Source organism: Kitasatospora sp. NPDC127035 (genome assembly GCF_042726075.1).
GTDB lineage: Bacteria > Actinomycetota > Actinomycetes > Streptomycetales > Streptomycetaceae > Kitasatospora.
Genome location: NZ_JBHXDN010000055.1, coordinates 46,026 through 70,194, shown reverse-complemented (window position 1 = coordinate 70,194; position 24,169 = coordinate 46,026). Strand labels below are relative to the sequence as shown.

Below are 24,169 nucleotides of genomic sequence, written 5' to 3'. Positions count from 1 at the left end.
CTGGCGGCCCCGGGGCTCCCCCGGGGCGCGGCCCCCCCGCTACCCCCCGGCGCGCGGCGTGGGCGGCGCCCACCCCGGGGGGGTGGCCGGCCTCACTGCCGGGCGCCTTCGGTGCTCCGGCCCGCCCCTGATGGGGGCGAATCGTTTCACCGGCCCCGAGACCGCGTCGTGCGCGGCTGAGTTTGCTGCCGTGCCCCCGAGTAGGACGGCTGCGGTGACGGCAGGAGGTACGACCCCGCCGACAGCGGGGCGTGACCGCCTCCGGTCGGGGTCAGCTTTCGGCGAGGATGTGGGACAGCTCCCGGTCGAGGTCGAAGTGACGGTGTTCGGTGCCGGGGGGTACGGCGGCGTCCGTCCGCTTGAGGAACGACTCAAGCGCTCGGGCCGGGGCCTCCAGCAGGGCTTCTCCTTCCGGAGAGCTCAGCGCGATGCAGACCACCCCTTGCCCGTGGCTGCGCGACGGCCAGACCCGGACGTCGCCGGTACCCGTGGGTCGGTGCAGCCCCTCCGCAAGGAGATCTCGGGCGAACACCCACTCCACGGTCTCGTCGGCGCCGGTGTGGAACGTGGCGTGCACGGCATAGGGGTCGGCGGTGTCGTAGCGCAGACCCGCGGGGACGGGCAGTGAGGACTCGCTGGACACGATGAGGCGCAGGTGCAGCTCGCAGCTGACCGTGGTGTTCATAAGCGCCATGGCCTTTCGCTCAGTGTGCGCTCGGGGAATCGCACGTCGGCGAACGGACCATCCCACCTCCAAGACCGATGTAAACCCCTCTGTCCCGATTCGGGCGCGAGTCGTACCCCTTACGGCGCATTGCGGAATCGCCACAGAGTGCCCCGCAGGGCATTACCGGCCCGCTTCTCGGTTAGTTTCCTGGCATGACTGTGCGAAGCGACAAGGCACGCGGTGACGCGGGCGGGAACACGGGAACGGGGGATGTGATCGTGCCGGACGACACGGGGGTGCCGACGGGGCCGGGGAACGACGACGGCGACGGTGGGGGTACGGGGGCGGACACGGACGGTGGCCGGCCGCTGGGCTCACGCGCGCCGCACTTCATCCGCCGCTCCCGCCCGCTGCACCTGAGCTGGCAGGTGGCCGTCTTCCTGATCGGCCTGGCGGTGGTGGTGCTCGGCGTGATCATGCTGCCGCTGCCCGGGCCCGGCTGGGTGGTCATCTTCCTGGGCATGGGCATCTGGGCGACCGAGTTCGTCTGGGCCCAGCTGGCGCTGCGCTGGACCCGGCGGAAGGTGGCCGAGGCGGCCCAGAAGGCCCTGGACCCGCGGGTCCGCCGCCGCAACATCACGCTCACGGTGATCGGCCTGACGGTGATCGCCGGGATCGGCGGCTGGTACCTGTGGAAGTACGGGCTGGTCATGCCCTGGAAGATCGACGAGGACTGAGCGGGGGTCCGTCGCGGACCGGGTACGGACCGTGTGCGGTCCGGCCGGGGAGCGGGGGTCGGCCGGTGCGCCGTCCGGGTGAGGCGGCCGTTCCGGGGGCCGGGGTGAGCGTGTTCGGACCACCCCGTGGGATGCGGTAATGTTTTCCCTGCACCCGGGCGATTAGCTCAGCGGGAGAGCACTTCGTTCACACCGAAGGGGTCACTGGTTCGATCCCAGTATCGCCCACCGGAATGCATTGTGATATGTGAGGCCCAGCCGATTATCGGCTGGGCCTTACATGTATTTCCACAATCCGGTGAACATCGTCCGGGAATGAACTGAGGCGCAGTCATCTTCCGTGCGGAGTGCGAGTTCTGCGGATGTGTCGACCGGCACCCCGGGGAAGCGAGTTGTACCGCACCCCCCGAATGGTGCTACAGTTCTTCTCGTTGCCCGGGCGATTAGCTCAGCGGGAGAGCACTTCGTTCACACCGAAGGGGTCACTGGTTCGATCCCAGTATCGCCCACCGGACAGCATGCAGGCCCCGACCGGAGACCGGTCGGGGCCTGCGGCGTTCGCGCGCACACCGAGCGCCGGGCGCCCGGACCGGCCCCGCCGCGCTACGCCGCCATCTCGCACCTGTGGTCCGGGGACAGCCGTCGCCCGCATCCGCACCGGGCCGGCCGCAGCGGCCAGGACAGGTCCACCCGCTCGTCCGCCCCCGACCGGTCGAACCACGCCTGCAACCCCCGGGCCTGTGCCGCGTGCCAGACCGCCTGCCGCAGGTGCAGCTCCGCCACCGTCAGCCCGCCCAGCGCGGCCGGATGGCGCGCACCGATCGTCCGGACCACCGCCAGCGTCGCCGCCGCGTCCGCCGCCGCGTCGTGCGCCCCGGCCAGCTGCACCCCGTAGTGCGCGCACAGGTCGGTCAGCGTCCGGCGGCCCTTGCGGTACCGGTCCACGTGCTTGTCCAGCACCCGTGGATCCAGTATCAGCAGGCCGGCCGGGCCCACCGCGTCCGTCAGCGTGACCCCGCGGTGCCGGCGCAACTCCCGGTCGAGCAGGGTCAGATCGTAGGGCGCGTTCATCACCGCGACCGGGCGGCCGGCCCGGGCCTGCGCCGCCAGCGCGGCGGCGATCTCCGCCACCACCGTCCGCGCCGGGCGGCCGAACGCCCGGACCCGTTCGTCGGTGATGCCGTGCACGGCGCGGGCACCGTCCGGTATCGGCACGCCGGGGTCGGCCAGCCAGGTGGTCGCCTGCGGGGCGGCGCCCGGGGCGAGTTGGACCACCAGGGCGGCCGACACGATGCGGTCGGTCTCGACGTCCACGCCGGTGGTCTCGGTGTCGAAGGAGGCGATCGGGCCGGTGAACCAGTGCTGCTGCATGACTGCCCCTCGGATACAGCGCGTTCCCGCCCTGGTGATACCCGCTCCTGACGTCCCCTCAACCGTTTGGCGCACCACCGGCCGGGCACCCTGCCGACAGGTGCCCTGTTCGAATCGGGACGGGCCCGGGGGGACGGGGGGGAGGACCCGGCGATGGCACTGACCCAGCCGCAGCCCGACGAGGCGGAGGCCGCCCTGCGGGGCAACCTGGCGGTGACCGCCTGCATGGAGACCCTGCAGGTCGGCTACCTGCACGCGGTCGCCGCCGCGGCCGGCTGCTCGCTCTCCCAGCCGTTCCCCGACAACGGCATCGACTGGCAGGTCAGTCACGGCTCCCGGGTCCACGAGATCGACGACGAGGTGACCGTCAAGATCCAGCTGAAGGCCACCCAGCAGATCGCCCCCCATCCGCGCGGCCCGTACTTCAGCTTCACCCTCGACAACGACCACCTGCGCAAGCTCGCCCGCCCCCGGGTAGCGGTGCCCCGCATCCTCGTCGTCATGCTGCTGCCCCGCCGGGTCGACCACTGGCTCGCGGCCCGGCCGGACGCGCTGGAGCTGCGGCACTGCTGCTACTGGGTCAACCTGGCCGGCCACCCGGTCACCGGGCAGCGCCGGACCAACGTCCGGGTACCCACCGCGAAGGTCTTCGACGACCGCGCACTGTGCGACATCATGGCCAGGGTCGGCGCGGGCGGCAGCCCGTGACGGCCCGGCCCCCGGCCGGGAGGAGCCGCACCATGACACTGCCCCACGGGCCACTGCGCCCCGGTCCCGGCGAGCCGCAGGCCCGGGCGCTGCCCGACCCGGCCGCCGTCGACCCCGCGGTGCTCGCCACCCTGCTGGCCCGGCACGGCTGGGTCCGGCGCGGCGGGCCCTCCGCCCGGTACGGCCGCTGGACGCCCCCCGACGGCACCGACCCCGGCACCAGCCTGATCGTCCCCGCCGGTGACGGCTTCGACGACGCCGTCGACCTCCTCACCGACGCCGTCACCGCGCTCTCCCGCTCCGCCAGCCCCTCCGCCCGCGCGATCCTGCTCGCCCTGGCCGTCCCCGGCGACGAGCTCCAGTGGCACCGCGACCTCGCCGGCCCGCCGGGCTCCGCTCCCGCGACGGTGCCCTGGGACGACACCGAACGGCTTCAGCGGGCGGCGCGCGCCATGCTCGCGGCCGGCGCCAAGGCCGGCCGCACCCGGGCCGCGTACTTCGGAGCCCGCCTCGACAGCTGGGCCGGGGACTTCCTCGACCGCGTCCTGGTGGTCTCCGGCGGCCCCGGCCTCACCGCCTACACCCCCGCCCCCGAGGGCCGGGCCGCGGTCACCACCCTGGTCCGCGCCCTGGAGGCGCTGCGCGACGCCGTCGACTACCGCCGGGTCAGCGGCGGCGCGGAGGCCTTCGAGAACGCCGTCCAGTCCGGCGTCAGCCGCGAGCTGGTCGAATCCGTCGAGGAGCTGGTGCGCGGCGCCACCGCGAGCCGGCTCACCGTCGCCTGGTCGGCCGCCGCCGGGACCCCCGGCGGTTTCGGCGACCGCCGGATCGCCCTGGAGTTCTCGCCCGGCGACCTGCCCGCCCTCGCGGAGGCCGCGGAGCTGCTCGAACGCATCGAGCCCGCCGTCGCCGTCACCGTCGTCGGCGTCGTCGTCCGGCTCAAGCGCGCCGACCCGGCGGGCCCCGGCAGCGTCCGCCTGCGGGTGCTCGGCGGCGCCGAGGTCGACGAGGTCAAGGTCCGCCTGCCCGATCCCGCCTACCGGCTGGCCGCCGAGGCCCACCTGGCCGGCACCCCGGTCAAGGTCAGCGGCCGGCTCGAACGGCGCGGCGGCTTCCGCCGGCTCACCCGGCCCACCGGCCTGGAGCCCTGCGGGCTGGAGGAGGCGGAGCGGGAGCGGCTGCTCAAGACCCTGGGCGACGGGTAGGGAGGATACGGAGGTGACGGCGGGGCCACCGGTCTCGGTACCATCGTCACGCGCAGCGAAGTGTTGCGTCCTATGAATCCAGCACGTCAGGAGAGACCGGTGACGGACGTCCGGGTAATCATCAGCCGCGAACCCGATCGGGAAGAGCGCGTGGTGACCACGGGCACCACGGCCGCCGAGCTCTTCGCCGACGACCGTTCGATCATCGCCGCCCGCGTCGGCGGCCAGCTCAAGGACCTCGCGTACGCCGTCCAGGACGGCGACGAGGTCGAGCCGGTCGAGATCGGCAGCAAGGACGGCCTCGACATCCTGCGCCACTCCACCGCGCACGTCATGGCCCAGGCCGTGCAGCAGCTCTTCCCGGAGGCCAAGCTCGGCATCGGCCCGCCGGTCAAGGACGGCTTCTACTACGACTTCGACGTCGAGAAGCCGTTCCACCCCGACGACCTCAAGGCCGTCGAGAAGAAGATGCAGGAGATCATCAAGCGCGGGCAGAAGTTCTCCCGCCGGGTGGTCACCGACGAGGCCGCCCGCGAGGAGCTGGCCGGCGAGCCGTACAAGCTGGAGCTGATCGGCCTCAAGGGCTCCGCCGCCACCGCCGGCGAGGGTGCCGACGTCGAGGTCGGCGCCGGCGAGCTGAGCATCTACGACAACCTGGACCCGAAGTCCGGCGAGCTGTGCTGGGGCGACCTCTGCCGCGGCCCGCACCTGCCGTCGACCCGGATGATCCCGGCGTTCAAGATCATGCGCTCGGCCGCCGCCTACTGGCGCGGCAGCGAGAAGAACCCCATGCTCCAGCGCCTCTACGGCACCGCCTGGCCGACCAAGGACGCGCTCAAGGCGCACCTGGAGTTCCTGGAGGAGGCCGCCAAGCGCGACCACCGCAAGCTCGGCAGCGAGCTCGACCTCTTCTCCATCCCCGAGGAGATCGGCTCCGGCCTCGCGGTCTTCCACCCCAGGGGCGGCATCATCCGCCGCGCCATGGAGGACTACTCGCGCCGCCGGCACGAGGAGGAGGGCTACGAGTTCGTCTACACCCCGCACGCCACCAAGGGGAAGCTCTTCGAGAAGAGCGGCCACCTCGACTGGTACGCGGACGGCATGTACCCGCCCATGCAGCTCGACGAGGGCGTGGACTACTACCTCAAGCCGATGAACTGCCCGATGCACAACCTGATCTTCGACGCGCGTGGCCGCTCGTACCGCGAACTGCCGCTGCGTCTCTTCGAGTTCGGCACGGTGTACCGGTACGAGAAGTCCGGCGTGGTGCACGGCCTGACCCGCGCCCGCGGCTTCACCCAGGACGACGCGCACATCTACTGCACCCGTGAGCAGATGGCCGACGAGCTCGACTCGACGCTCACCTTCGTGCTCAACCTGCTGCGCGACTACGGCCTGAACGACTTCTACCTGGAGCTGTCCACCAAGGACCCGGAGAAGTTCGTCGGCTCGGACGACGCGTGGGAGGAGGCCACCGCCGTCCTCGCCGCCGTGGCCGAGAAGCAGGGCCTGCCGCTGGTGCCGGACCCGGGCGGCGCGGCCTTCTACGGCCCGAAGATCTCGGTGCAGGCGAAGGACGCCATCGGTCGTACCTGGCAGATGAGCACCATCCAGCTGGACTTCAACCTGCCCGACCGCTTCGACCTGGAGTTCACCGCGGCGGACGGCTCGCGCCAGCGGCCGGTCATGATCCACCGGGCGCTGTTCGGCTCGATCGAGCGGTTCTTCGCGGTGCTGCTGGAGCACTACGCCGGTGCCATGCCGCCGTGGCTGGCCCCGGTCACGGTGACCGGCATCCCGATCACCGACGAGCACGTGCCGTACCTGCTGGAGGTCGCGGCCGAGCTGAAGAAGCGCGGCATCCGGGTCGAGGTCGACACCTCGGACGACCGGATGCAGAAGAAGATCCGCAACGCCCAGAAGAGCAAGACCCCGTTCATGCTGATCGCCGGCAACGACGACGTCGAGGCGGGTGCGGTGTCCTTCCGCTACCGCAACGGCGAGCAGAAGAACGGCGTCCCGGTGGCCGACGCGGTCGCCGAGATCGTGGACGCCGTGGAGCGCCGCATCCAGGTGTGACACCACGGTCACGCGTGAGCGCGGGGCGGGCTCCTCGGGAGTCTGCCCCGCGCTGCTTTGCAAGAACGGCCGGGCGAATATGCTGATCAGCATGACGACTGAGCCGGAACTGCAGCGGGGCGTCGGCGAGCCGGACGGCTTCCGCCGCCTGTGGACCCCCCATCGGATGGCCTACATCCAGGGCGAGAACAAGCCCACCGGCCCGGCTCCGGACGACGGTTGCCCGTTCTGCTCGATTCCGTCGCTGAGTGACGAGGACGGGCTGGTCGTCGCACGCGGCGGCTCCGTGTACGCGGTGCTCAACCTCTACCCGTACAACGGCGGTCACCTGATGGTGGTCCCGTACCGGCACGCGGCGGACTACACCGAGCTGGACGAGGCGGAGACGGCCGAGCTGGCGGTGTTCACCAAGAAGGCGATGACGGCGCTGCGCGCGGCCTCGGGCGCGCACGGCTTCAACATCGGGATGAACCAGGGGACGGCGGCAGGTGCCGGGATCGCGGCGCACCTGCACCAGCACGTGGTGCCCCGCTGGGGCGGGGACACCAACTTCATGCCGGTGGTCGGCCACACCAAGGTGCTGCCGCAACTGCTGGCGGACACCCGCAAGATGCTGGCGGAGGCCTGGCCGCAGGACTGAGCCGGGACGGACCGGGGCCCCTGCCGACCGTGTGTCGGCAGGGGCCCCGTCGTGCCCGGTGCGGCCGTCAGCCGGCGTCGTAGTGGTCGACCTTGAACGGGCGGCTGCCCTGGGCCTCGGCCTTGAGCCCGGCGGCGCGGCCCTTGAAGGCGCGGTCGGTGTCCAGGTCGTGCTCGGCGAGGAACTCCAGGGTGGCGGTGTGGACGGCGCCGAGCACCGGGTGGGCCGAGTTGAGCGCGTTGTCGGCCATGGTGCGGGTGCCCCACGGCAGGCCGGCCCAGATGTGCCGCAGGCCGAAGGGCTCGGGCAGGCCGAGGCCGCCGCCGAGCCAGCCGAGCAGGGCGGGCATCCGGTAGAAGGGCGCGCGGACGGCCTGCCGGACGACCTCGTCGTTGTCGATCAGCGGGAGCTTGACCGTGCGCTCCTCCCAGAACCGCACGGTCTTGGCGACCGACTTCTCCTTGGCCTTGGGCTTGTCGAAGAAGAAGCCGTTGATCGGGCCGAGGGCGTAGCCGGCGACGGTGATGTTGAGGGTGTTGGCGAGCAGCACCACGGTGACGGTGAAGGTCAGGACGAGCTTGCCGTCGTGGGTGATGAACTGGGTGGCGAGGTAGTGGCGGGGGCCGCCGCCGAAGGTCTGCTTGTCGGCGACCGCCTGGACGGCGAAGTCGCGCATGTGGTCGCCGTCCATGTCGGCGCCGCCGGGGCGGCTGATCTCGTCCGCGCTCTCGCCGACCTCGAAGACGACCCACTGCTTGACCCGGACGCCGGGCATCCCGCTGTTGGCGACCTCGCTGATGCCGAGCGATTTGAGGTGTCCGGAGATCTTCCGGACGAGGTCCCAGGGGTGGAACTGGCGGAAGTCGATCTGGCCCTCGGCGGGGCGCAGGGTGTCGATGAGCTTCCACTCGCCCCAGCGGCGGCCGACGCCGAGGATGCCCTTGGGGCCGGCGTAGTGCTGGATGTTGGTCTCCTGCTCGGAGTCCAGCCGGCCGAGCTTGGCCCGCAGGTCGGCGGCCTTCTTGTCGAGGTCGTCGCGCGGGACGGCCATCGGGACGGTCGCGGCGACGGCGTTGCCCTCGACCAGCTGCAGCCAGCGGGCGCGCAGGTCGACGGCGGTGCGTTCGACGATGCGCTTCGCGAGGTACCAGCCGATGACCGGGGCGAGCATGACCAGGCGCAGGTAGATGCCGAGGACGCCGCCGACCGGGGGCTTGATCGCGAGCAGGGCGGCGAGGGCGGCGACGAGGACGAGGACGACGGCCCCGTACACGCCGGCGTTCTTGGGGTTGTCGCGCCGGAGCCAGGCACGGAGCTGGAAGGCGCCCAGCCAGACGAGGGCGCCGGGCAGGCAGAGCACGCCGGTGACGACGGAGATGGTGGACAGCTGCCGGTCGCGGTTGCGGCGGATCTCCTCGGCGGCGAGGCAGTGCTCGACGACCTGGCGGGTCTCGACGCCGAAGGCGGGGACCAGGGGCTTGCGGTCGCCGCCGAGCGCGCGGGAGATGAGCGCCTTGCTGAAGGCCTCGCCGAAGTTGGGGGCGAAGAGGGCGAAGCGGCCCTTCTTCGCGGTGGCTCCGTCGAGCTTGCCGGCGTCGTCGGCGAGCTTGCCGTCGCGGTACGCGGCCGAGGAGAGTGCCTGCGTGCCGGCGGTCTGCGGGCCGACGTCGGTCCGGGGTATCTGCGCACCCGGGGTCATGTCGAGTGTCGTCACGGTGGCGTCCCCTCCTCCCCTTGTCCTGCGGCAGATTACCGTGCCGTGGTGCCGCTGTGTGGATGATCGTCTGAAGTGCCGTCACGATCGGGCCACGGTGGACCTGTGGGGCATGATGCCCAGGTTTCGGGAGCGCGATGCGCCGGGGCGGACCCCGGCTGCCCTGTCCGCCGGCGGCGGCGTCGGATGGTGCACGATGACGGTATGGACAACGTGGTGGTGAGGGATCCGGTGCTGGTCTTCGACGGGGACTGCGCGTTCTGCACGACCTGCAAGAACTGGGCCGAGCGGTACCTGCGGCAGACCCTGGCGTCGGGCGGCTGGGACGCGGTGCCGTTCCAGTTCGCGGACCTCGCCGGCCTGGACGGGGCGGCCGGGGGGCGCGGGGAGGTGTCCTGGGAGCGCGCGGAGCGCGAGCTGCTCTGGGTGACCCCGGCCGGCCGCGTCTACGGCGGGGCGCAGGCGGTGGCGCGGCTGCTGCTGCGCTCGGGCGGGGCGTGGGCCTACCTGGGCGGAGTCCTGGCGTCGGCGCCGGTGCGGCCGGTCGCGGCGCTGGCCTACCGGTGGGTGGCGAGGAACCGGCACCGGATGCCGGGCGGGACGCCGGCCTGCGCACTGCCGCAGCGCCCGGCCGCCGCCGCGCCCGACGGGCGGGGCGACACCGACGCCTGACGGGCCGACGGCCGGCGGACCGGGGCGGCCCGCCCCGGCGCTCGGCCCGCCCCGACGCTCGGCCCGCCGGGGCGACCGGCGCGTTCCGGTGGTCAGTCCTTCCCGGTGAAGCGGGCGGCGAGCACGGCGGGCATCGGTTCGTGGCGCAGGTGGGCGCGGCTGAACCCGGCGGTGCCGTGGGTGAGCGAGCGCAGGTCGACGGGGTAGCGGGCGAGTTCGAGCTCGGGGACCTCGGCGCGGAGCAGGGTGACGCCGGGGCCCGCGGTCTCGGTGCCGAGGACGCGGCCGCGGCGGGCCGAGAGGTCGCCGAGGACGGCGCCGAGGTAGTCGTCGGGGAGCAGGATGCCGACCGCGGCGACGGGTTCGAGCAGCCGGATGACGGCGTGCTCGGCGGCGTCGCGCAGGGCGAGGGCGGCGGCGGTCTGGAAGGCCGAGTCGGAGGAGTCGACGGAGTGCGCCTTGCCGTCGGTGAGGGTGACCCGGATGTCGACGAGCGGGTGCCCGGTGGAGACGCCCTTGGCGAGCTGGGCGCGGACGCCCTTCTCCACGGAGGGGATGAAGTGCCGGGGGACGGCGCCGCCGACGACGTGCTCCTTGAACTCGAAGCCGGAACCGGCCGGCAGGGGTTCGACCTCCAGCTCGCAGATGGCGTACTGGCCGTGGCCGCCGGACTGCTTGACGAGGCGGCCGTGGCCGGCGGCGGCGGTGCCGAAGGTCTCGCGCAGGGCCACCCGGTGTTCCACGGTGTCGACGTGGACGTTGTGCCGGGTGCGGAGGCGGTCGAGGACGACCTCGGCGTGGGCCTCGCCGGTGCACCAGAGGACGAGCTGGTGGGTGTCGGGGTTCTGCTCCAGCCGGAGGGCCTGGTCCTCGGCGGCGAGCCGGGTGAGCGCCTGGGAGAGCTTGTCGTCGTCGGCCTTGCTGTGGGCCTCGACGGCGATCGGGAGCAGCGGTTCGGGGAGGGTCCAGCCGTCGAGCTTCACGGGGTGGCCGGGGTCGTGGGCGGTGTCGCCGGCCCGGGCGGTGGTGAGCTTGGCGGCGCAGACGAGGTCCCCGGCGACGGCGTGCGGGACGGGGCGCTGGAGTTTGCCGAAGGGGCTGGTGAGGGCGGTGACGCGTTCCTCGGTGTCCTGGTCGGCGGGGTGGTCGGGGCCGGCGAGGTGGATCCGGGTGTCGGGGCGCAGGGTGCCGGCGTAGAGCCGGAGGAGGCTGATCCGGCCGACGTAGGCGTCGCCGGTGACGCGGACGACCTGGGCGGCGAGGGGGGCGTCGGGGTCGCACTCGGGGGCGGGGCGGGTGCGTTCGGTGGGGTCCGGGAAGGACGCGGCGATCAGGTCCAGGAGTTCGGTGGCACCGAGGCCGTTCTCGCTGGTGGGGACGGCGGGGTGGAGGGCGCACGCGAGGACTTCGCGGCGCAGGCCCGCTTCGAGGGCGTCGGTGTCGAGGGGGTCGCCGGAGAGGTAGCGCTCCATGAGGGTGTCGTCCTGGCCGGAGATGGCCTCGACGAGGCTCTCGCGGGCCGGGGCGGTGTCCGGCAGCGGCTCGGTCCGTCCGTAGGTGTGGCCGGTGAGCAGGTCGACGCTGCCGTCGGGGTGCCCGTCGTGGTGGACGGGCAGGAAGAGCGGCCGGAGGGTGTCGGGTCCGAGACCGAAGGCGTCGTGGCAGGCGGCGAGGATGTCCTCGAAGCTGCTGCGGGCGACGTCGAGCTTGGCGACGGCGATGGCGCGGGGGATGCCCTCGGCGGCGCACTCGCGCCAGAGGGCGCGGGTGGGGGCGGTGACCGGGTCGGTGGCGGAGACGACGAACACGGCGGCGTCGGCCGCGTGCACGGCGGCGTGCAGCTCGGCGGCGAAGTCGGGGTGGCCGGGCGGGTCGATCAGGTTGATCTTGACGCCGTTCCAGGCGAGGGGGAGGACCGAGAGCTGGACGGAGCGCTGCTGCTGGTGCTCGACGGGCTCGTGGTCGGCGACGGTGGTGCCGTCGGCGACGCGGCCGGGGCGCCCGACGGAGCCCGCGGCGTGGGCGAGGGATTCGGCGAGGGTGGTCTTGCCCACGCCGGCGCAGCCGATGAGGACGACGTTGCGCAGGTCGCGAGGTCCGGTCACGGCGGGTGCCTGGCCGGCTCGGGCGGTGCTGCGGTCGGGCATCGGGGTCTCCTCCCGTCGCGCCGAGACTGACGGTGAAAGTCTAGGTGCGACGGTCCGCGCGCGCCGGGTCGGCGGGGTGCGGGCGCCGGGACGGCCGGTGCCGGGGGCACGCGGGGGCCGGTCGGGCGGTGCGTGGGCGGGGTCGGTTCCCCGGCGTGGCTACCATGGGTGCGCCGGGTGGGCTGATCCATTCGGTCGTCTGCCGCGCACTCTGGCCGCAGGCGGGTACCAGGCAGATCGGAGCGGTCCGGAAGGCCATGCTGAACAAATACGCGCGTGCCTTCTTCACACGTGTCCTGACCCCGTTCGCCGCGTTCCTGATCCGGCTGGGTGTGAGTCCCGACACGGTGACGCTGGTCGGTACGGCCGGTTCGGTGACGGGTGCGCTGGTGTTCTTCCCGCGGGGGGAGTTCTTCTGGGGCACCGTCACGATCACGCTGTTCATCTTCTCGGACCTGGTCGACGGGAACATGGCCCGGCAGCTGGGGCGGTCCACCAAGTGGGGGGCGTTCCTGGACTCGACGCTGGACCGGGTCGCCGATGCGGCGGTCTTCGGCGGTCTGGCCATGTGGTACGCGGGCAAGGGTGACAACGACCTGCTCTGCGCGGTGGCGGTGTTCTGCCTGGCGAGCGGGCTGGTGGTGTCGTATACCAAGGCCCGGGCCGAGAGCCAGGGGCTGCCCTGTGACGTCTCGGGACTGGTGGAGCGGGCCGAGCGACTGGTGATCAGTCTGGTGGCGGCCGGTGTGGCGGGTCTGGCCACGTTCGGGGTGCCGTACGTGGAGTGGCTGCTGCCGGTGGCGCTGTGGCTGGTGGCGGCCGGCAGCCTGGTGACGGTGGTCCAGCGGATGGTGACCGTGCGCCGTGAGGCGTTCGAGGCGGACCGCGTGGCGGCCGGGAGCTGAAGGGGCGGGCCTGCGGTGAAGGACCGACTGGTGTACGCGGCGTACGCGACGGGCTGGGGCGTGCTCAAGCACCTGCCCGAGCCGGTGGCGCGAGGGCTGTTCGACCGGCTGGCGGACTACGCGTGGCGGCGGCGCGGCCCGCGGGTGCTGCAGCTGGAGGCGAATCTGCTGCGGGTGCGCCCGGGGGCGGACGAGGCGCAGCTGCGGGAGCTGTCGCGGGCGGGGATGCGCTCGTACATGCGGTACTGGCTGGAGTCCTTCCGGCTGCCGGTGTGGAGCCGGCAGCGGGTGGCCCGGGACGTCCGGGTGGACGGCTTCGACCAGCTGCGGGAGACGCTGGAGTCGGGGCGCGGCGCGGTGATCACGCTGCCGCACATGGGCAACTGGGACCTGGCGGGCGCCTGGGTGGCGCTGGAGGGCTTCCCGTTCACGACGGTCGCGGAGCGGTTGGAGCCGGAGCGGCTGTTCGACCGGTTCGTGGCGTTCCGCGAGAGCCTGGGCATGGAGGTGCTGGCGCTGACCGGCGGCTCGGTGAACGTGGTCGGCACGCTGGCGCGGCGGCTGCGGGAGGGGAAGCTGGTCTGCCTGGTGGGGGACCGCGACCTGTCCGAGGCCGGCGTCGAGGTGTCGTTCTTCGGCGAGGCGACCAGGATGCCGGCGGGCCCGGCGGCGCTCTGCCAGCGGACCGGTGCGGCGCTGATGCCGGTGTCGCTCTGGTACGAGGGCACGATGCTCCGGGCGCAGATCCACCCGGAGATCGCGGTGCCCGTCGAGGGCGACCGCAAGGAGAAGACCCGGGTGATGACGCAGGCGATGGCGGCGGTCTGGGAGGACGCGATCCGCGAGCACCCCGAGGACTGGCACATGCTGCAACGGTTCTGGCTGGCCGACCTGCCCGTCCGTGAGACGGTGGGGGCACCGGCCCGTCCGGCGGGTCGTCCCGTCGAGGAGCCCACCGCCGAGGCCTCCGGGGCCTGACGGCCCGCCCGGAGGCCCGCCCGAAGGAGCATGAGGAGACCTGTGAAGATCGGCATCGTCTGCCCGTACGACTGGGACGTCCCCGGCGGGGTGCAGTTCCACATCCGGGACCTCGCCGAGCACCTGATCGGCCTGGGCCACGCGGTGTCGGTGCTGGCCCCGGCCGAGGACGACGAGGCGCTGCCGCCGTACGTGGTCTCGGCGGGTCGGGCGATGGCGGTGCCGTACAACGGCTCGGTGGCGCGGCTGAGCTTCGGCCTGCTGTCGGCGGCCCGGGTGCGGCGGTGGCTGCACGAGGAGCGGTTCGACATCCTGCACGTGCACGAGCCGGCCGCGCCGAGCCTGTCGATGCTGGCCGCCTGGTCGGCGTCCGGGCCGATGGTGGGCACCTTCCACACGTCGAACCCGCGGTCGCGGGCGATGATCGCGGCCTCGCCGATCCTCCAGCCCGGGCTGGAGAAGATGCGGGCCCGGATCGCGGTGAGCGAGTACGCGCGCCGGACGCTGGTGGAGCACCTGGGCGGCGACGCGGTGGTGATCCCGAACGGCGTGGACGTGGGGTTCTTCGCCGAGGCGGAGCCGGACGACCGCTGGACCGGCGGGGCGGAGCGCGGGGAGCCCGGCACGATCGGGTTCGTCGGCCGGATCAACGAGCCGCGCAAGGGCCTGCCGACCCTGCTGGCGGCGATGCCGCGGATCCTGGCCGAGCGGCCGGGGGTGCGGCTGCTGGTGGCGGGCAAGGGCGACGAGGAGGAGGCGGCCGCGGGCCTGGCGCCGGAGGTCCGGGCGCAGGTGGAGTTCCTCGGCATGGTGAGCGACCGGGAGAAGGCCCGGCTGCTGCGCAGCGTCGACCTGTACGTGGCGCCGAACACCGGCGGCGAGAGCTTCGGGATCATCCTGGTCGAGGCGATGTCGGCGGGTGCGCCGGTGCTCGCCAGCGACCTGGACGCGTTCAAGCAGGTGCTGGACGGCGGGGACGCCGGCGAGCTGTTCCCGGTGGAGGACGCGGACGCGCTGGCCCGGTCGGCGCTGCGGCTGCTGGCGGATCCGCAGCGGCTGCGGGAGCTGAGCGGGGCGGCGTCCCGGCACGTGCGGCGGTTCGACTGGTCGACGGTGGGCGCGGACATCCTGGCCGTGTACGAGACGGTGGCGTCGGGGGCCGCGGCGGTGGTCGAGGCGGACGAGCGCGGCGGCCGGTGGGGCCGGTTCGGGCTGGCCCGGGACTGAGCCCGGGGCGCCGGGGCCGGTCCCGGGCCCGGTGCGGGGATTGCCCGGGGGCCTGCCGCGGTTAGGGTCTGCCAGACCCGTTCCCGCGTACTGGAGGCATCCGATGCCGCAGATCTCCGTCGACTACTCGCCGAGCCTGGACGGCTCCTTCGACCGCCGGGCGCTGGGCCTGGCGATCAACCGGCTGGCGGTGGAGACGATCGCCGCGAAGCCCGAGGGGTGCAAGACGATCTTCCGCCGGAACGAGCCGGAGGTCGTGGTGGGGGAGAGCGAGCGCCCCGAGGCGCAGGTGTTCGTGCAGTTCGCGATCTTCCCGGGGCGCAGCCCGGAGGCGAAGACGGCGCTCACCGAGGGGGTCCTGGCGCTGCTGGCCGAGCACGTCGCGCCGGCGCCGGGGGAGCGGCTGCACCTGGCGGTGGACGTCCGGGACATGGACCGCGAGGTGTACCGCAACACGGCGATCGAGGGGTGAACCGGGAGCACCCGGTAGCGTAGCGCCCCGTGACTACCTGGATCTGGGCCGGCGTGGCCGTGGTGCTGTTCGGCATGTATCTGAGTTGGACGGCCGGCCGGCTGGACCGGCTGCACGCCCGGATCGACGCCGCCCGCGCGGCGCTGGACGCGCAGCTGGTCCGCCGGGCGTCGGTGGCGGTCGAGCTGGCCACGTCCTCGCTGCTGGACCCGGCGGCCTCGTTGCTGCTGCTGGACGCCGCGCACGCGGCCCGGCAGGCGGAGGACGAGCAGCGCGAGGTGGCGGAGAGCCAGTTGAGTCTGGCGCTGCGGGCGGTGTTCGCCGACCCGGAGCAGGTCGCCGTGCTGGTGGCCGAACCGGGCGGCGAGGAGGCGGTCAAGGACCTGACGGCGGCGGCGCGGCGGGTGCCGATGGCGCGGCGGTTCCACAACGACGCGGTGCGGGCGGCCCGGGCGGTGCGTGAGCACCGGCTGGTGAGGTACTTCCGGCTCGCGGGCAAGGCCCCGTTCCCGATGGCCTTCGAGATGGACGACGCGCCGCCGGCGGCACTGACGCCGGAGGGCTCGCCCTCGTAGGGCGGGCCGTCGGCGGGGGGCCTCGCGCGCGCCTTCCGGGGCCGGTTCCCCCGGGGCCGGGGCCTCGGGGCGCCCTCGGGAAGGCACCCCGCAGGGGGGCTCCTAGGGGTGTCCCTTTCCGGACACCTCTTCCCGGAGGGTTCTTTGCGGGGCGTGTCGGACACGTCCGGGTGTCCGCTCTTTAGCCCGTCGGAGCGGGGGGCCGGATCCGGCCTGTTTGTCGTAACCCGACGGTCGGGCTGGACCGGGTGGCGCATGGAGGCGCCGTTTCTTCCGCCTACCATAGGGCGATAGCACTGGTTCATCTTCGAGTGAGGTCTCACGTGTCCACCACCCCCACCACCGCAGACCAGCCGCAGATCGGTACCGCCCGGGTCAAGCGCGGCATGGCCGAGCAGCTCAAGGGCGGTGTGATCATGGACGTGGTCAACGCCGAGCAGGCCAAGATCGCCGAGGACGCCGGCGCTGTCGCCGTCATGGCGCTCGAGCGGGTCCCGGCGGACATCCGCAAGGACGGCGGCGTCGCGCGGATGTCGGACCCGAACATGATCGAGGAGATCATCGAGGCGGTCTCCATCCCGGTCATGGCCAAGTCCCGGATCGGCCACTTCGTCGAGGCCCAGGTCCTGCAGTCGCTCGGTGTCGACTACATCGACGAGTCCGAGGTGCTGACCCCGGCCGACGAGGTCAACCACTCCGACAAGTGGGCCTTCACGACCCCCTTCGTCTGTGGTGCCACCAACCTGGGCGAGGCGCTGCGCCGCATCGCCGAGGGCGCGGCCATGATCCGTTCCAAGGGTGAGGCCGGTACCGGCAACGTCGTCGAGGCCGTTCGCCACCTGCGCCAGATCAAGAACGAGATCGCCAGGCTCCGCGGCTTCGACAACAACGAGCTGTTCGCCGCCGCCAAGGACCTGCGCGCCCCGTACGAGCTGGTCAAGGAGGTCGCCGAGCTCGGCAAGCTGCCGGTCGTGCTGTTCTCCGCCGGTGGTGTGGCCACCCCGGCCGACGCCGCGCTGATGCGTCAGCTGGGCGCCGAGGGCGTCTTCGTCGGCTCCGGCATCTTCAAGTCGGGCGACCCGGCGAAGCGTGCCGCCGCGATCGTCAAGGCGACCACCTTCTTCGACGACCCGAAGATCATCGCCGACGCCTCCCGCAACCTGGGCGAGGCCATGGTCGGCATCAACTGCGACACCCTGCCGGAGAGCGAGCGCTACGCCAACCGCGGCTGGTAGTCCCGCCGGACGGCCCGCCGCGCGGTGTGACCATCTGCGCGGCGGGCCGCTGCGCGTCGTCCGAACGAGAGTCTGAAGAGGTAGTGAGAGTGTCCACTCCAGTGATCGGCGTCCTCGCCCTGCAGGGTGACGTCCGCGAGCACCTGGTCGCGCTGGCCGAGGCCGACGCGCTGGCCCGCCCGGTCCGCCGTGCCGAGGAGCTGGCCGGGGTCGACGCCCTGGTGATCCCCGGTGGGGAGTCCACCACGATGTCCAAGCTGGCGCTGCTGTTCGGCGTGATGGACCCGCTGCGCGAGCGCGTGGCCGCCGGCATGCCGGTGTACGGCACCTGCGCGGGCATGATCATGCTGGCCGACAAGATCCTGGACGGGCGCGAGGACCAGGAGACGGTGGGCGGCATCGACATGACCGTGCGCCGCAACGCCTTCGGGCGGCAGAACGAGTCCTTCGAGTCGGGTGTCGTCTTCCAGGGCCTGGACGACGCGCCGGTGCACGGCGTCTTCATCCGCGCCCCCTGGGTGGAGGGGGTCGGCGCCGGCGTTCAGGTGCTGGCCGAGCTGCCCGCCGCCGACGGCCCGGAGAGCCGGATCGTGGCGGTGCGCCAGGGCAACCTGCTGGCCACCTCGTTCCACCCCGAGCTCACCGGCGACCACCGGGTGCACGCCTACTTCGTGCGGATGGTCGAGGAGCACCTCGCCGCCGCGTGACCGCCCGCCGCGTGACGGTCCGCCGGTGACCGTGTGCGAGGGACCGGTGGCGGCACCGGTAAGATCTCATCTGTTCATTTCCCTTTGGCGACGTAAAGGAGCTGGCGATGTCCGGCCACTCTAAGTGGGCTACCACCAAGCACAAGAAGGCCGTGATCGACGCCAAGCGCGGCAAGCTCTTCGCCAAGATGATCAAGAACATCGAGGTGGCGGCGCGCACCGGCGGTCCCGACCCGGCCGGCAACCCGACGCTCTACGACGCCATCCAGAAGGCCAAGAAGAGCTCGGTCCCGATCGACAACATCAACCGCGCCGTCAAGCGCGGCGGTGGCCTGGAGGCCGGCGGCGCCGACTACCAGACGATCATGTACGAGGGCTACGGCCCGAACGGCGTCGCGGTGCTCATCGAGTGCCTCACCGACAACCGCAACCGTGCCGCCTCCGACGTGCGCGTGGCGATGACCCGCAACGGCGGCTCGATGGCCGACCCGAACTCGGTGTCCTACCTGTTCACCCGCAAGGGCGTCGTGATCGTCCCCAAGGCGGACGGCGTGGACGAGGACAAGCTCTTCGAGGTCGTCCTCGACCAGGAGCCCGAGGAGATCAACGACCTCGGCGACTCCTTCGAGATCGTCTCCGAGGCCTCCAAGATGGTCGCCGTCCGCACCGCCCTGGTGGACGCGGGCGTCGACTACGACTCGGCCGAGGCCAACTTCCTCCCGAGCATGCAGGTCGAGGTGGACGTCGAGGGCGCCCGCAAGATCCTGAAGCTGATCGACGCCCTGGAGGACAGCGACGACGTGCAGAACGTCTTCGCCAACTTCGACATCAGCGACGAGGTCGGTGCGCAGCTCGACGCCGAGTGATCGGACCCACGTCCCGGCCCGGTGGTCCCACGACCACCGGGCCGGTGTCGTTCGAGCCGTTGTCCGACCCGGGCGGTAGCCTTCGCAGGTTGCCGCCGGTCGCGGCGGGTCGCAGTGCCCGAGGACGAGCGGCGGGTTAGCGAGAGGCGGGGCAGGAGTGCGGGTACTGGGTGTGGACCCGGGGCTGACCAGGTGCGGGGTCGGCGTGGTCGACGGCGCGCCCGGCCGGCCGCTGCGGATGGTCGGGGTCGGGGTGGTGCGCACGCCGGCCGACGCCGAGATCGGGCACCGGTTGCTGCTGGTCGAGCAGGGCATCGAGAGCTGGCTCGACGAGCACCGGCCCGACCTGGTCGCCGTCGAGCGGGTCTTCGCCCAGCACAACGTGCGCACCGTGATGGGCACCGCGCAGGCCAGCGCGGTCGCCATGCTCTGCGCCACCCGGCGCGGCATACCGGTCACCCTGCACACGCCGAGCGAGGTCAAGGCCGCCGTGACCGGCTCCGGCCGGGCCGACAAGGCCCAGGTCACGGCCATGGTGCAGCGGCTGCTGCGGTTGGACGCCCCGCCCAAACCGGCCGACGCCGCCGACGCGCTGGCGCTGGCCATCTGCCACATCTGGCGCGGCGGCGCCACCGACCGGATCGCCGCCGCGCTCGCCAAGGCGGCCCCGAAGGCGCCCGCCGCCGGGGCGGCGCCCGCGAAGGCGCCCGCCGCCCGCCCGTACTCCGCCCGTCCCACCCGAGGAGCCGCCCGATGATCGCCTTCGTCCAGGGACCGGTGGCCGTGATCAGCGGCTCCACCGTCGTCGTCGAGGTCGGCGGCGTGGGGATGGCCGTCCAGGTCACCCCGGCCACCGCAGCCGGACTGCGTCCCGGGGAGCCCGCACGGCTCGCCACCTCGCTGGTCGTCCGGGAGGACTCGCTCACCCTCTACGGCTTCGCCGACGACGACGAGCGCGCGGTCTTCGAGATCCTCCAGGCCGCGCCCGGTGTCGGACCCCGGCTCGCCCAGGCGATGCTCGGCGTGCACAGCCCGGACGCGCTGCGCACCGCCGTCGCCGCGGGCAACGAGAAGGCACTGATCGCCGTCCCCGGTATCGGCAAGGCCAAGGCCGCCAAGCTGCTGCTGGAGTACAAGGACAAGCTGGGCGCCCCGCACGGCAGCGTCCCGGCGCAGAAGCCGATCGCCACCGGGCCCGCGCCGTGGGGCGAGCAGCTGCACGCGGCCCTGGTCGGCCTCGGCTACGCGCCGCGCGAGGCGGACGAGGCGGTCATCGTCGTCACCCCGGAGGCCGAGGCGCAGGCCGTCCCGGACGTCGGCACCCTGCTGCGGTCCGCCCTGCGCTCGCTCAACCGGGCGCGCTGACCGGGGGTGCCGACCGGGGACGCCGACCGGGGACCCGCGGTCGTCCTGCCGCCCTACTGCCCTACTGCCCTACCGCCCTACCGATCTGACCACCTGTCACCTTGTCGACATTGGAGCCCGCACCAAGTGAGCGCGCGAACCACCCAGAGGGGCGCCGGTGACACCGCCGGCGAGCGGAGCGGGGAGAGGGCATGAGCCCGTACGACTCCGACCCGACCGACCGGCTCGTGGCGGGCGCCGCCGACGGCGAGGACCAGGCCGTCGAGGCGGCGCTGCGGCCCCGGCAGCTCGACGAGTTCATCGGCCAGGAGCGGGTGCGCGAGCAGCTGTCACTGGTGCTCCAGGCCGCCCGTCAGCGTGGCGCCGCCCCTGACCACGTGCTGCTCAGCGGTCCGCCCGGGCTGGGCAAGACCACCCTGTCGATGATCATCGCCGCCGAGCTGGGCGCACCGATCCGGATCACCTCCGGCCCGGCGATCCAGCACGCCGGCGACCTCGCGGCGATCCTCTCCTCGCTGACCGAGGGCGAGGTGCTCTTCCTCGACGAGATCCACCGGATGTCCCGGCCCGCCGAGGAGATGCTCTACATGGCGATGGAGGACTTCCGGGTCGACGTGATCGTCGGCAAGGGCCCGGGCGCCACCGCCATCCCGCTGGAGCTGCCGCCGTTCACCCTGGTCGGCGCCACCACCCGGGCCGGACTGCTGCCGCCGCCGCTGCGCGACCGGTTCGGCTTCACCGGGCACATGGAGTTCTACGCCCCGGCCGAGCTCCAGCGCGTGGTGCACCGCTCGGCCGCCCTGCTGGACGTCGAGATCGACACGGCCGGCGCCGCCGAGATCGCCGGCCGCTCCCGGGGCACCCCGCGCATCGCCAACCGGCTGCTGCGCCGGGTCCGCGACTACGCCCAGGTCCGGCACGACGGCGTCGTCACCGTGGAGATCGCCCGCCACGCGCTGGACGTCTACGAGGTCGACGCCCGCGGGCTGGACCGGCTTGACCGTGCGGTGCTGGACGCGCTGCTGCGGCTGTTCGGCGGCGGCCCGGTCGGGCTGTCGACCCTGGCCGTCGCGGTGGGGGAGGAGTCCGAGACGGTCGAGGAGGTGGCCGAACCCTTCCTGGTCCGCGAGGGTCTGCTGGCCCGGACGCCGCGCGGTCGGATCGCCACCGCCGCCGCCTGGCAGCACCTCGGTCTCACCCCGCCGGTCCAGACCGCCAGGGGGGCCGTACCGGCACAACCGGACCTTTTCCGGCCGGAACAGGGCTGAACGGGTGAGGTCGGAGCGTGTGTGCACCGTGCACGCCCGCGCCGGGGGCAGTCGGAGAAGTCGTGAGGGAAGTCCCGGGAAACAGTGCAGGCGGAGGGTCGCCACTTTCGGCGGCAGGATGCGATGCTTGGCGTTGTCCGATCAGTTCGGGGTCGCCTAGACTCCGCCGGACCGCCCCTCTCACCCGACGGGACGACCAATACCACACAGGCCGCCGGCCGGCGGCCCGCTAAGGACCCTGGCTGCAGTGAACCTCATCATCCTTCTCCTCCCGATCATCGCGATCGTGCTCATGTTCCGGTCGCAGAAGAAGCGCCAGCAGCAGATGCAGAAGATGCAGACCGCGCTGGAGCCAGGGGCGGGGGTGCGCACCATCGGCGGCCTGTACGCCCAGGTGAAGGCGGTCAACGACGAGACCGTCGAGCTGGAGATCGCGCCCGGCGTGGTCGCCTACTTCACCAAGAGCGCGATCGCCGCCGTGCTGGACCCCGCGGAGTACGACGCGATCATCAACGGCCGCCCGGTCGACGACGAGCTGTCCGAGGCCTCCGACGAGGACGCCGAGATCGAGCCGGCGGACGAGAAGCCGCTGTCGCTCAGCAAGGACGGCGCCGAGAAGGCTGAGGCCGAGGGCGGGGCTCCCGCGAGCAAGTAGTACGGTCGGGCACCCGCCCGGTCGCGCGGCGAATCGCCGCGAGCCCACAGGACTCAGGGCCGCAGTTCCGCCACACCCCGTCCAGCCACGCGCAGGGCGGGGTCCGGTGGGGGGAAGTGGCATGGACAGGGAGAAACGAGCAAGGTGGCAACACCCAAGTCGCGCCCGCGCGACGGCTACCCAGGGAGGGCGCTGGCCCTCATCCTGGTCGTCACCGTCGGACTGGTCGCCCTCATGTTCGGGACGGGTCACACCAAGCCCCGCCTCGGGATCGACCTCGCAGGCGGCACCAGCATCACGCTGAGCGCGAAGTCGACCGACCCCAAGGCGATCAACAAGTCCAACATGGACATCGCCACCGGGATCATCGAGCAGCGGGTCAACGGGATGGGTGTCTCCGAGGCGGAGGTCCAGACCCAGGGCGACCAGAACATCATCGTCAACATCCCCAAGGGCGGTGACAAGCAGACCGCGGCCGACCAGGTCGGATCCACCGCGAAGCTGTACTTCCGCCCGGTCCTCGCCCTCGCTCCGAGCGGCCTCCAGGCCCCGGCGCCGTCCGCGACCCCCTCGGCGAGCGGCAGCGCCGCCCCGAGCGCCACGGGAACCCCGAGCGCCGCCGCGTCGGCCTCGGCCGGAACCACCGCGGCCGCGCCCAGCGCGAGCGCCACCAAGCAGGGCCGGCCGGTCGGCGAGGCCCTCGCGGCCGACGCCACCCCGACCGCTGCCGCCACCGGCGCCGCGGCCACCGGTACCCCGTCCGCGGCCGCCACGGGCGCCGCCGCGACCGGTACCCCGAGTGCCCCCGCCACCGCCCCCGTCACGCCGGACCTCTCCGCCGCGATGACCTCGGGCACGGTGCCGCCGGAGCTGGCCGCCGAGTTCGCCGCGCTCGACTGCACCAAGCCCGAGCAGCGCCAGAACCACCAGAAGTCCGAGGGTGCGCCGGCCGTCGCCTGCACCCAGAAGGACGAGAACGGCATCTTCTACAAGCTCGCTCTCGGCCCGGTCGCGGTCTTCGGCGCGGACGTCTCCAAGGCGCAGGCCAGCATCGACACCCAGCAGGGCGGCGGCTGGCAGGTCCAGCTGCAGTTCAACGGCAAGGGCACCGACGCGTTCACCGCCGTCACCGGCCAGCTGGCCACCCAGCCCGACCCGACCAACCAGTTCGCCATCGTGCTGGACGGCCAGGTCGTCTCCCACCCGTACGTGCGCAGCGCCATCCCCGGCGGCTCGGCCGTGATCTCGGGCAGCTTCACCCAGTCCGAGGCGCAGGGCCTCGCCAACCAGCTGAGCTTCGGCGCACTGCCGCTGGAGTTCGCCACCAGCGACGTCACCACCGTCTCCCCGCAGCTCGGCGGCGACCAGCTGAAGGCCGGTCTGGTCGCGGGCCTGATCGGCATGGTCCTGGTGGTCCTCTACTCGCTGGTCTACTACCGGGGTCTGGGCCTGGTCTCGATCGCCGGCCTGCTCGTCTCGGCGGCCCTGACCTACTCGATCATGAGCCTGCTCGGCGCCGGGATCGGCTTCGCGCTGAACCTGCCGGCGATCTGCGGTGCGATCGTCGCGATCGGCATCACCGCCGACTCCTTCATCGTGTACTTCGAGCGCATCCGTGACGAGGTCCGCGAGGGGGCCCCGCTGCGGCCGGCCGTCCAGCGTGCCTGGCCGCGCGCCCGGCGCACCATCCTGGTGTCGGACTTCGTCTCGTTCCTCTGTGCCGCCGTGCTCTACGTGGTCTCGGTCGGCAAGGTGCAGGGCTTCGCGTTCACGCTGGGCCTGACCACCGCGCTCGACGTCGTGGTGATCTTCCTCTTCACCAAGCCGCTGATCACGCTGCTGGCGCGCCGGAAGTTCTTCTCCGACGGCCACCCGTGGTCCGGCCTGGACCCGAAGCGGCTGGGTGCCCGCCCGCCGCTGCGCAGCACCCGTCGTCGCACCCCCTCGTCCTCCGCCGCCGTGAAGGGGGCCTGACA

At 72.8% G+C, this 24,169-nt stretch carries 23 protein-coding genes and 2 tRNA genes; 21 read left to right on the top strand and 4 right to left on the bottom strand.

The features are described 5' to 3' along the window. Window positions 1-271 precede the first annotated feature (271 nt). Window positions 272-685, bottom strand: coding sequence for an SsgA family sporulation/cell division regulator (locus tag ACFWIC_RS30015; protein WP_030056266.1), 414 nt, complete (start codon window positions 683-685; stop codon window positions 272-274). A 194-nt stretch (window positions 686-879) separates the two neighbouring features. Here ACFWIC_RS30015 and ACFWIC_RS30010 point away from each other — a divergent pair, with 194 nt between their 5' ends. From ACFWIC_RS30010 to ACFWIC_RS30000, 3 genes are all read left to right on the top strand, one after another. Then, window positions 880-1,404, top strand: a complete 525-nt coding sequence (locus tag ACFWIC_RS30010; RefSeq protein ID WP_329949825.1) for a TIGR02611 family protein — start codon at window positions 880-882, stop codon at window positions 1,402-1,404. Window positions 1,405-1,560: 156 nt separating this feature from the next. After that, window positions 1,561-1,632: transfer RNA gene (locus tag ACFWIC_RS30005), tRNA-Val, on the top strand. A gap of 209 nt (window positions 1,633-1,841) precedes the next feature. Then, window positions 1,842-1,913 (top strand) — tRNA-Val (locus tag ACFWIC_RS30000). A gap of 94 nt (window positions 1,914-2,007) precedes the next feature. On the opposite strand, the gene ACFWIC_RS29995 is transcribed toward ACFWIC_RS30000, so the two are convergent. Beyond that, complete coding sequence (locus ACFWIC_RS29995) at window positions 2,008-2,775, bottom strand: exonuclease domain-containing protein (RefSeq protein ID WP_329949826.1); 768 nt, start codon at window positions 2,773-2,775, stop codon at window positions 2,008-2,010. A 153-nt stretch (window positions 2,776-2,928) separates the two neighbouring features. On the opposite strand from ACFWIC_RS29995, the gene ACFWIC_RS29990 reads away from it, so the two are divergent. From ACFWIC_RS29990 to ACFWIC_RS29975, 4 genes are all read left to right on the top strand, one after another. Continuing rightward, window positions 2,929-3,483 carry a DUF4365 domain-containing protein gene (locus ACFWIC_RS29990; RefSeq protein WP_329949827.1) on the top strand — a complete coding sequence of 185 codons (555 nt, stop codon included), beginning with the start codon at window positions 2,929-2,931 and terminating at the stop codon, window positions 3,481-3,483. Window positions 3,484-3,515: 32 nt separating this feature from the next. Continuing rightward, the gene (locus ACFWIC_RS29985; RefSeq protein ID WP_380355400.1) at window positions 3,516-4,688 is read left to right on the top strand and encodes a hypothetical protein; all 1,173 of its coding nucleotides are present in this window, start codon (window positions 3,516-3,518) and stop codon (window positions 4,686-4,688) included. Between the two features lie 99 nt (window positions 4,689-4,787). Further along, a complete protein-coding gene (gene thrS, locus ACFWIC_RS29980; RefSeq protein ID WP_355404251.1) occupies window positions 4,788-6,767 on the top strand; it encodes a threonine--tRNA ligase in 1,980 nt (659 codons plus the stop codon). Window positions 6,768-6,846: 79 nt separating this feature from the next. Continuing rightward, the gene (locus ACFWIC_RS29975) at window positions 6,847-7,407 is read left to right on the top strand and encodes an HIT domain-containing protein (RefSeq protein ID WP_329882271.1); all 561 of its coding nucleotides are present in this window, start codon (window positions 6,847-6,849) and stop codon (window positions 7,405-7,407) included. A gap of 67 nt (window positions 7,408-7,474) precedes the next feature. Here the strand turns inward: ACFWIC_RS29975 and ACFWIC_RS29970 are convergent, their stop codons facing one another. Then, complete coding sequence (locus ACFWIC_RS29970) at window positions 7,475-9,121, bottom strand: hypothetical protein (RefSeq protein ID WP_329882270.1); 1,647 nt, start codon at window positions 9,119-9,121, stop codon at window positions 7,475-7,477. Window positions 9,122-9,325: 204 nt separating this feature from the next. Here ACFWIC_RS29970 and ACFWIC_RS29965 point away from each other — a divergent pair, with 204 nt between their 5' ends. Then, a complete protein-coding gene (locus tag ACFWIC_RS29965) occupies window positions 9,326-9,793 on the top strand; it encodes a DUF393 domain-containing protein (protein ID WP_329949830.1) in 468 nt (155 codons plus the stop codon). Window positions 9,794-9,885: 92 nt separating this feature from the next. Here the strand turns inward: ACFWIC_RS29965 and ACFWIC_RS29960 are convergent, their stop codons facing one another. Then, window positions 9,886-11,940, bottom strand: coding sequence for an elongation factor G-like protein EF-G2 (locus ACFWIC_RS29960; RefSeq protein ID WP_380520439.1), 2,055 nt, complete (start codon window positions 11,938-11,940; stop codon window positions 9,886-9,888). Between the two features lie 257 nt (window positions 11,941-12,197). On the opposite strand from ACFWIC_RS29960, the gene pgsA reads away from it, so the two are divergent. The 13 genes from pgsA (at window position 12,198) to secD (ending at window position 24,167) form a co-directional block, all read left to right on the top strand. Further along, window positions 12,198-12,845 carry a phosphatidylinositol phosphate synthase gene (pgsA, locus tag ACFWIC_RS29955; RefSeq protein ID WP_327683718.1) on the top strand — a complete coding sequence of 216 codons (648 nt, stop codon included), beginning with the start codon at window positions 12,198-12,200 and terminating at the stop codon, window positions 12,843-12,845. Window positions 12,846-12,860: 15 nt separating this feature from the next. Further along, complete coding sequence (locus ACFWIC_RS29950; protein ID WP_380355391.1) at window positions 12,861-13,823, top strand: phosphatidylinositol mannoside acyltransferase; 963 nt, start codon at window positions 12,861-12,863, stop codon at window positions 13,821-13,823. Window positions 13,824-13,865: 42 nt separating this feature from the next. Continuing rightward, entirely contained in the window at window positions 13,866-15,050 is a 1,185-nt protein-coding gene (locus tag ACFWIC_RS29945; protein WP_329882381.1) for a glycosyltransferase family 4 protein, read from the top strand. A gap of 103 nt (window positions 15,051-15,153) precedes the next feature. Beyond that, on the top strand, window positions 15,154-15,522 hold the full coding sequence (locus tag ACFWIC_RS29940) for a 5-carboxymethyl-2-hydroxymuconate Delta-isomerase (protein WP_380355388.1): 369 nt from the start codon (window positions 15,154-15,156) through the stop codon (window positions 15,520-15,522). Between the two features lie 29 nt (window positions 15,523-15,551). Then, window positions 15,552-16,097 carry a hypothetical protein gene (locus ACFWIC_RS29935; protein WP_329882264.1) on the top strand — a complete coding sequence of 182 codons (546 nt, stop codon included), beginning with the start codon at window positions 15,552-15,554 and terminating at the stop codon, window positions 16,095-16,097. Window positions 16,098-16,420: 323 nt separating this feature from the next. After that, a complete protein-coding gene (gene pdxS / locus ACFWIC_RS29930; protein WP_329882263.1) occupies window positions 16,421-17,332 on the top strand; it encodes a pyridoxal 5'-phosphate synthase lyase subunit PdxS in 912 nt (303 codons plus the stop codon). Between the two features lie 89 nt (window positions 17,333-17,421). Beyond that, window positions 17,422-18,039 carry a pyridoxal 5'-phosphate synthase glutaminase subunit PdxT gene (gene pdxT / locus ACFWIC_RS29925; RefSeq protein WP_329882262.1) on the top strand — a complete coding sequence of 206 codons (618 nt, stop codon included), beginning with the start codon at window positions 17,422-17,424 and terminating at the stop codon, window positions 18,037-18,039. Between the two features lie 107 nt (window positions 18,040-18,146). Continuing rightward, the gene (locus ACFWIC_RS29920) at window positions 18,147-18,905 is read left to right on the top strand and encodes a YebC/PmpR family DNA-binding transcriptional regulator (protein WP_329882261.1); all 759 of its coding nucleotides are present in this window, start codon (window positions 18,147-18,149) and stop codon (window positions 18,903-18,905) included. Between the two features lie 157 nt (window positions 18,906-19,062). Further along, on the top strand, window positions 19,063-19,662 hold the full coding sequence (gene ruvC / locus ACFWIC_RS29915) for a crossover junction endodeoxyribonuclease RuvC (protein WP_329949835.1): 600 nt from the start codon (window positions 19,063-19,065) through the stop codon (window positions 19,660-19,662). Next, the gene (gene ruvA / locus ACFWIC_RS29910) at window positions 19,659-20,270 is read left to right on the top strand and encodes a Holliday junction branch migration protein RuvA (RefSeq protein ID WP_329949836.1); all 612 of its coding nucleotides are present in this window, start codon (window positions 19,659-19,661) and stop codon (window positions 20,268-20,270) included. Before ruvC ends, ruvA begins: the two co-directional genes overlap by 4 nt. A gap of 191 nt (window positions 20,271-20,461) precedes the next feature. Further along, window positions 20,462-21,538: a Holliday junction branch migration DNA helicase RuvB gene (gene ruvB, locus ACFWIC_RS29905; protein ID WP_380520438.1), complete on the top strand. Its 1,077-nt coding sequence runs from the start codon at window positions 20,462-20,464 to the stop codon at window positions 21,536-21,538. Between the two features lie 247 nt (window positions 21,539-21,785). Continuing rightward, window positions 21,786-22,193: a preprotein translocase subunit YajC gene (gene yajC, locus ACFWIC_RS29900; RefSeq protein WP_329882256.1), complete on the top strand. Its 408-nt coding sequence runs from the start codon at window positions 21,786-21,788 to the stop codon at window positions 22,191-22,193. Between the two features lie 144 nt (window positions 22,194-22,337). Then, on the top strand, window positions 22,338-24,167 hold the full coding sequence (gene secD / locus ACFWIC_RS29895) for a protein translocase subunit SecD (protein ID WP_380355381.1): 1,830 nt from the start codon (window positions 22,338-22,340) through the stop codon (window positions 24,165-24,167). The last annotated feature ends 2 nt before the right edge of the window (window positions 24,168-24,169 follow it).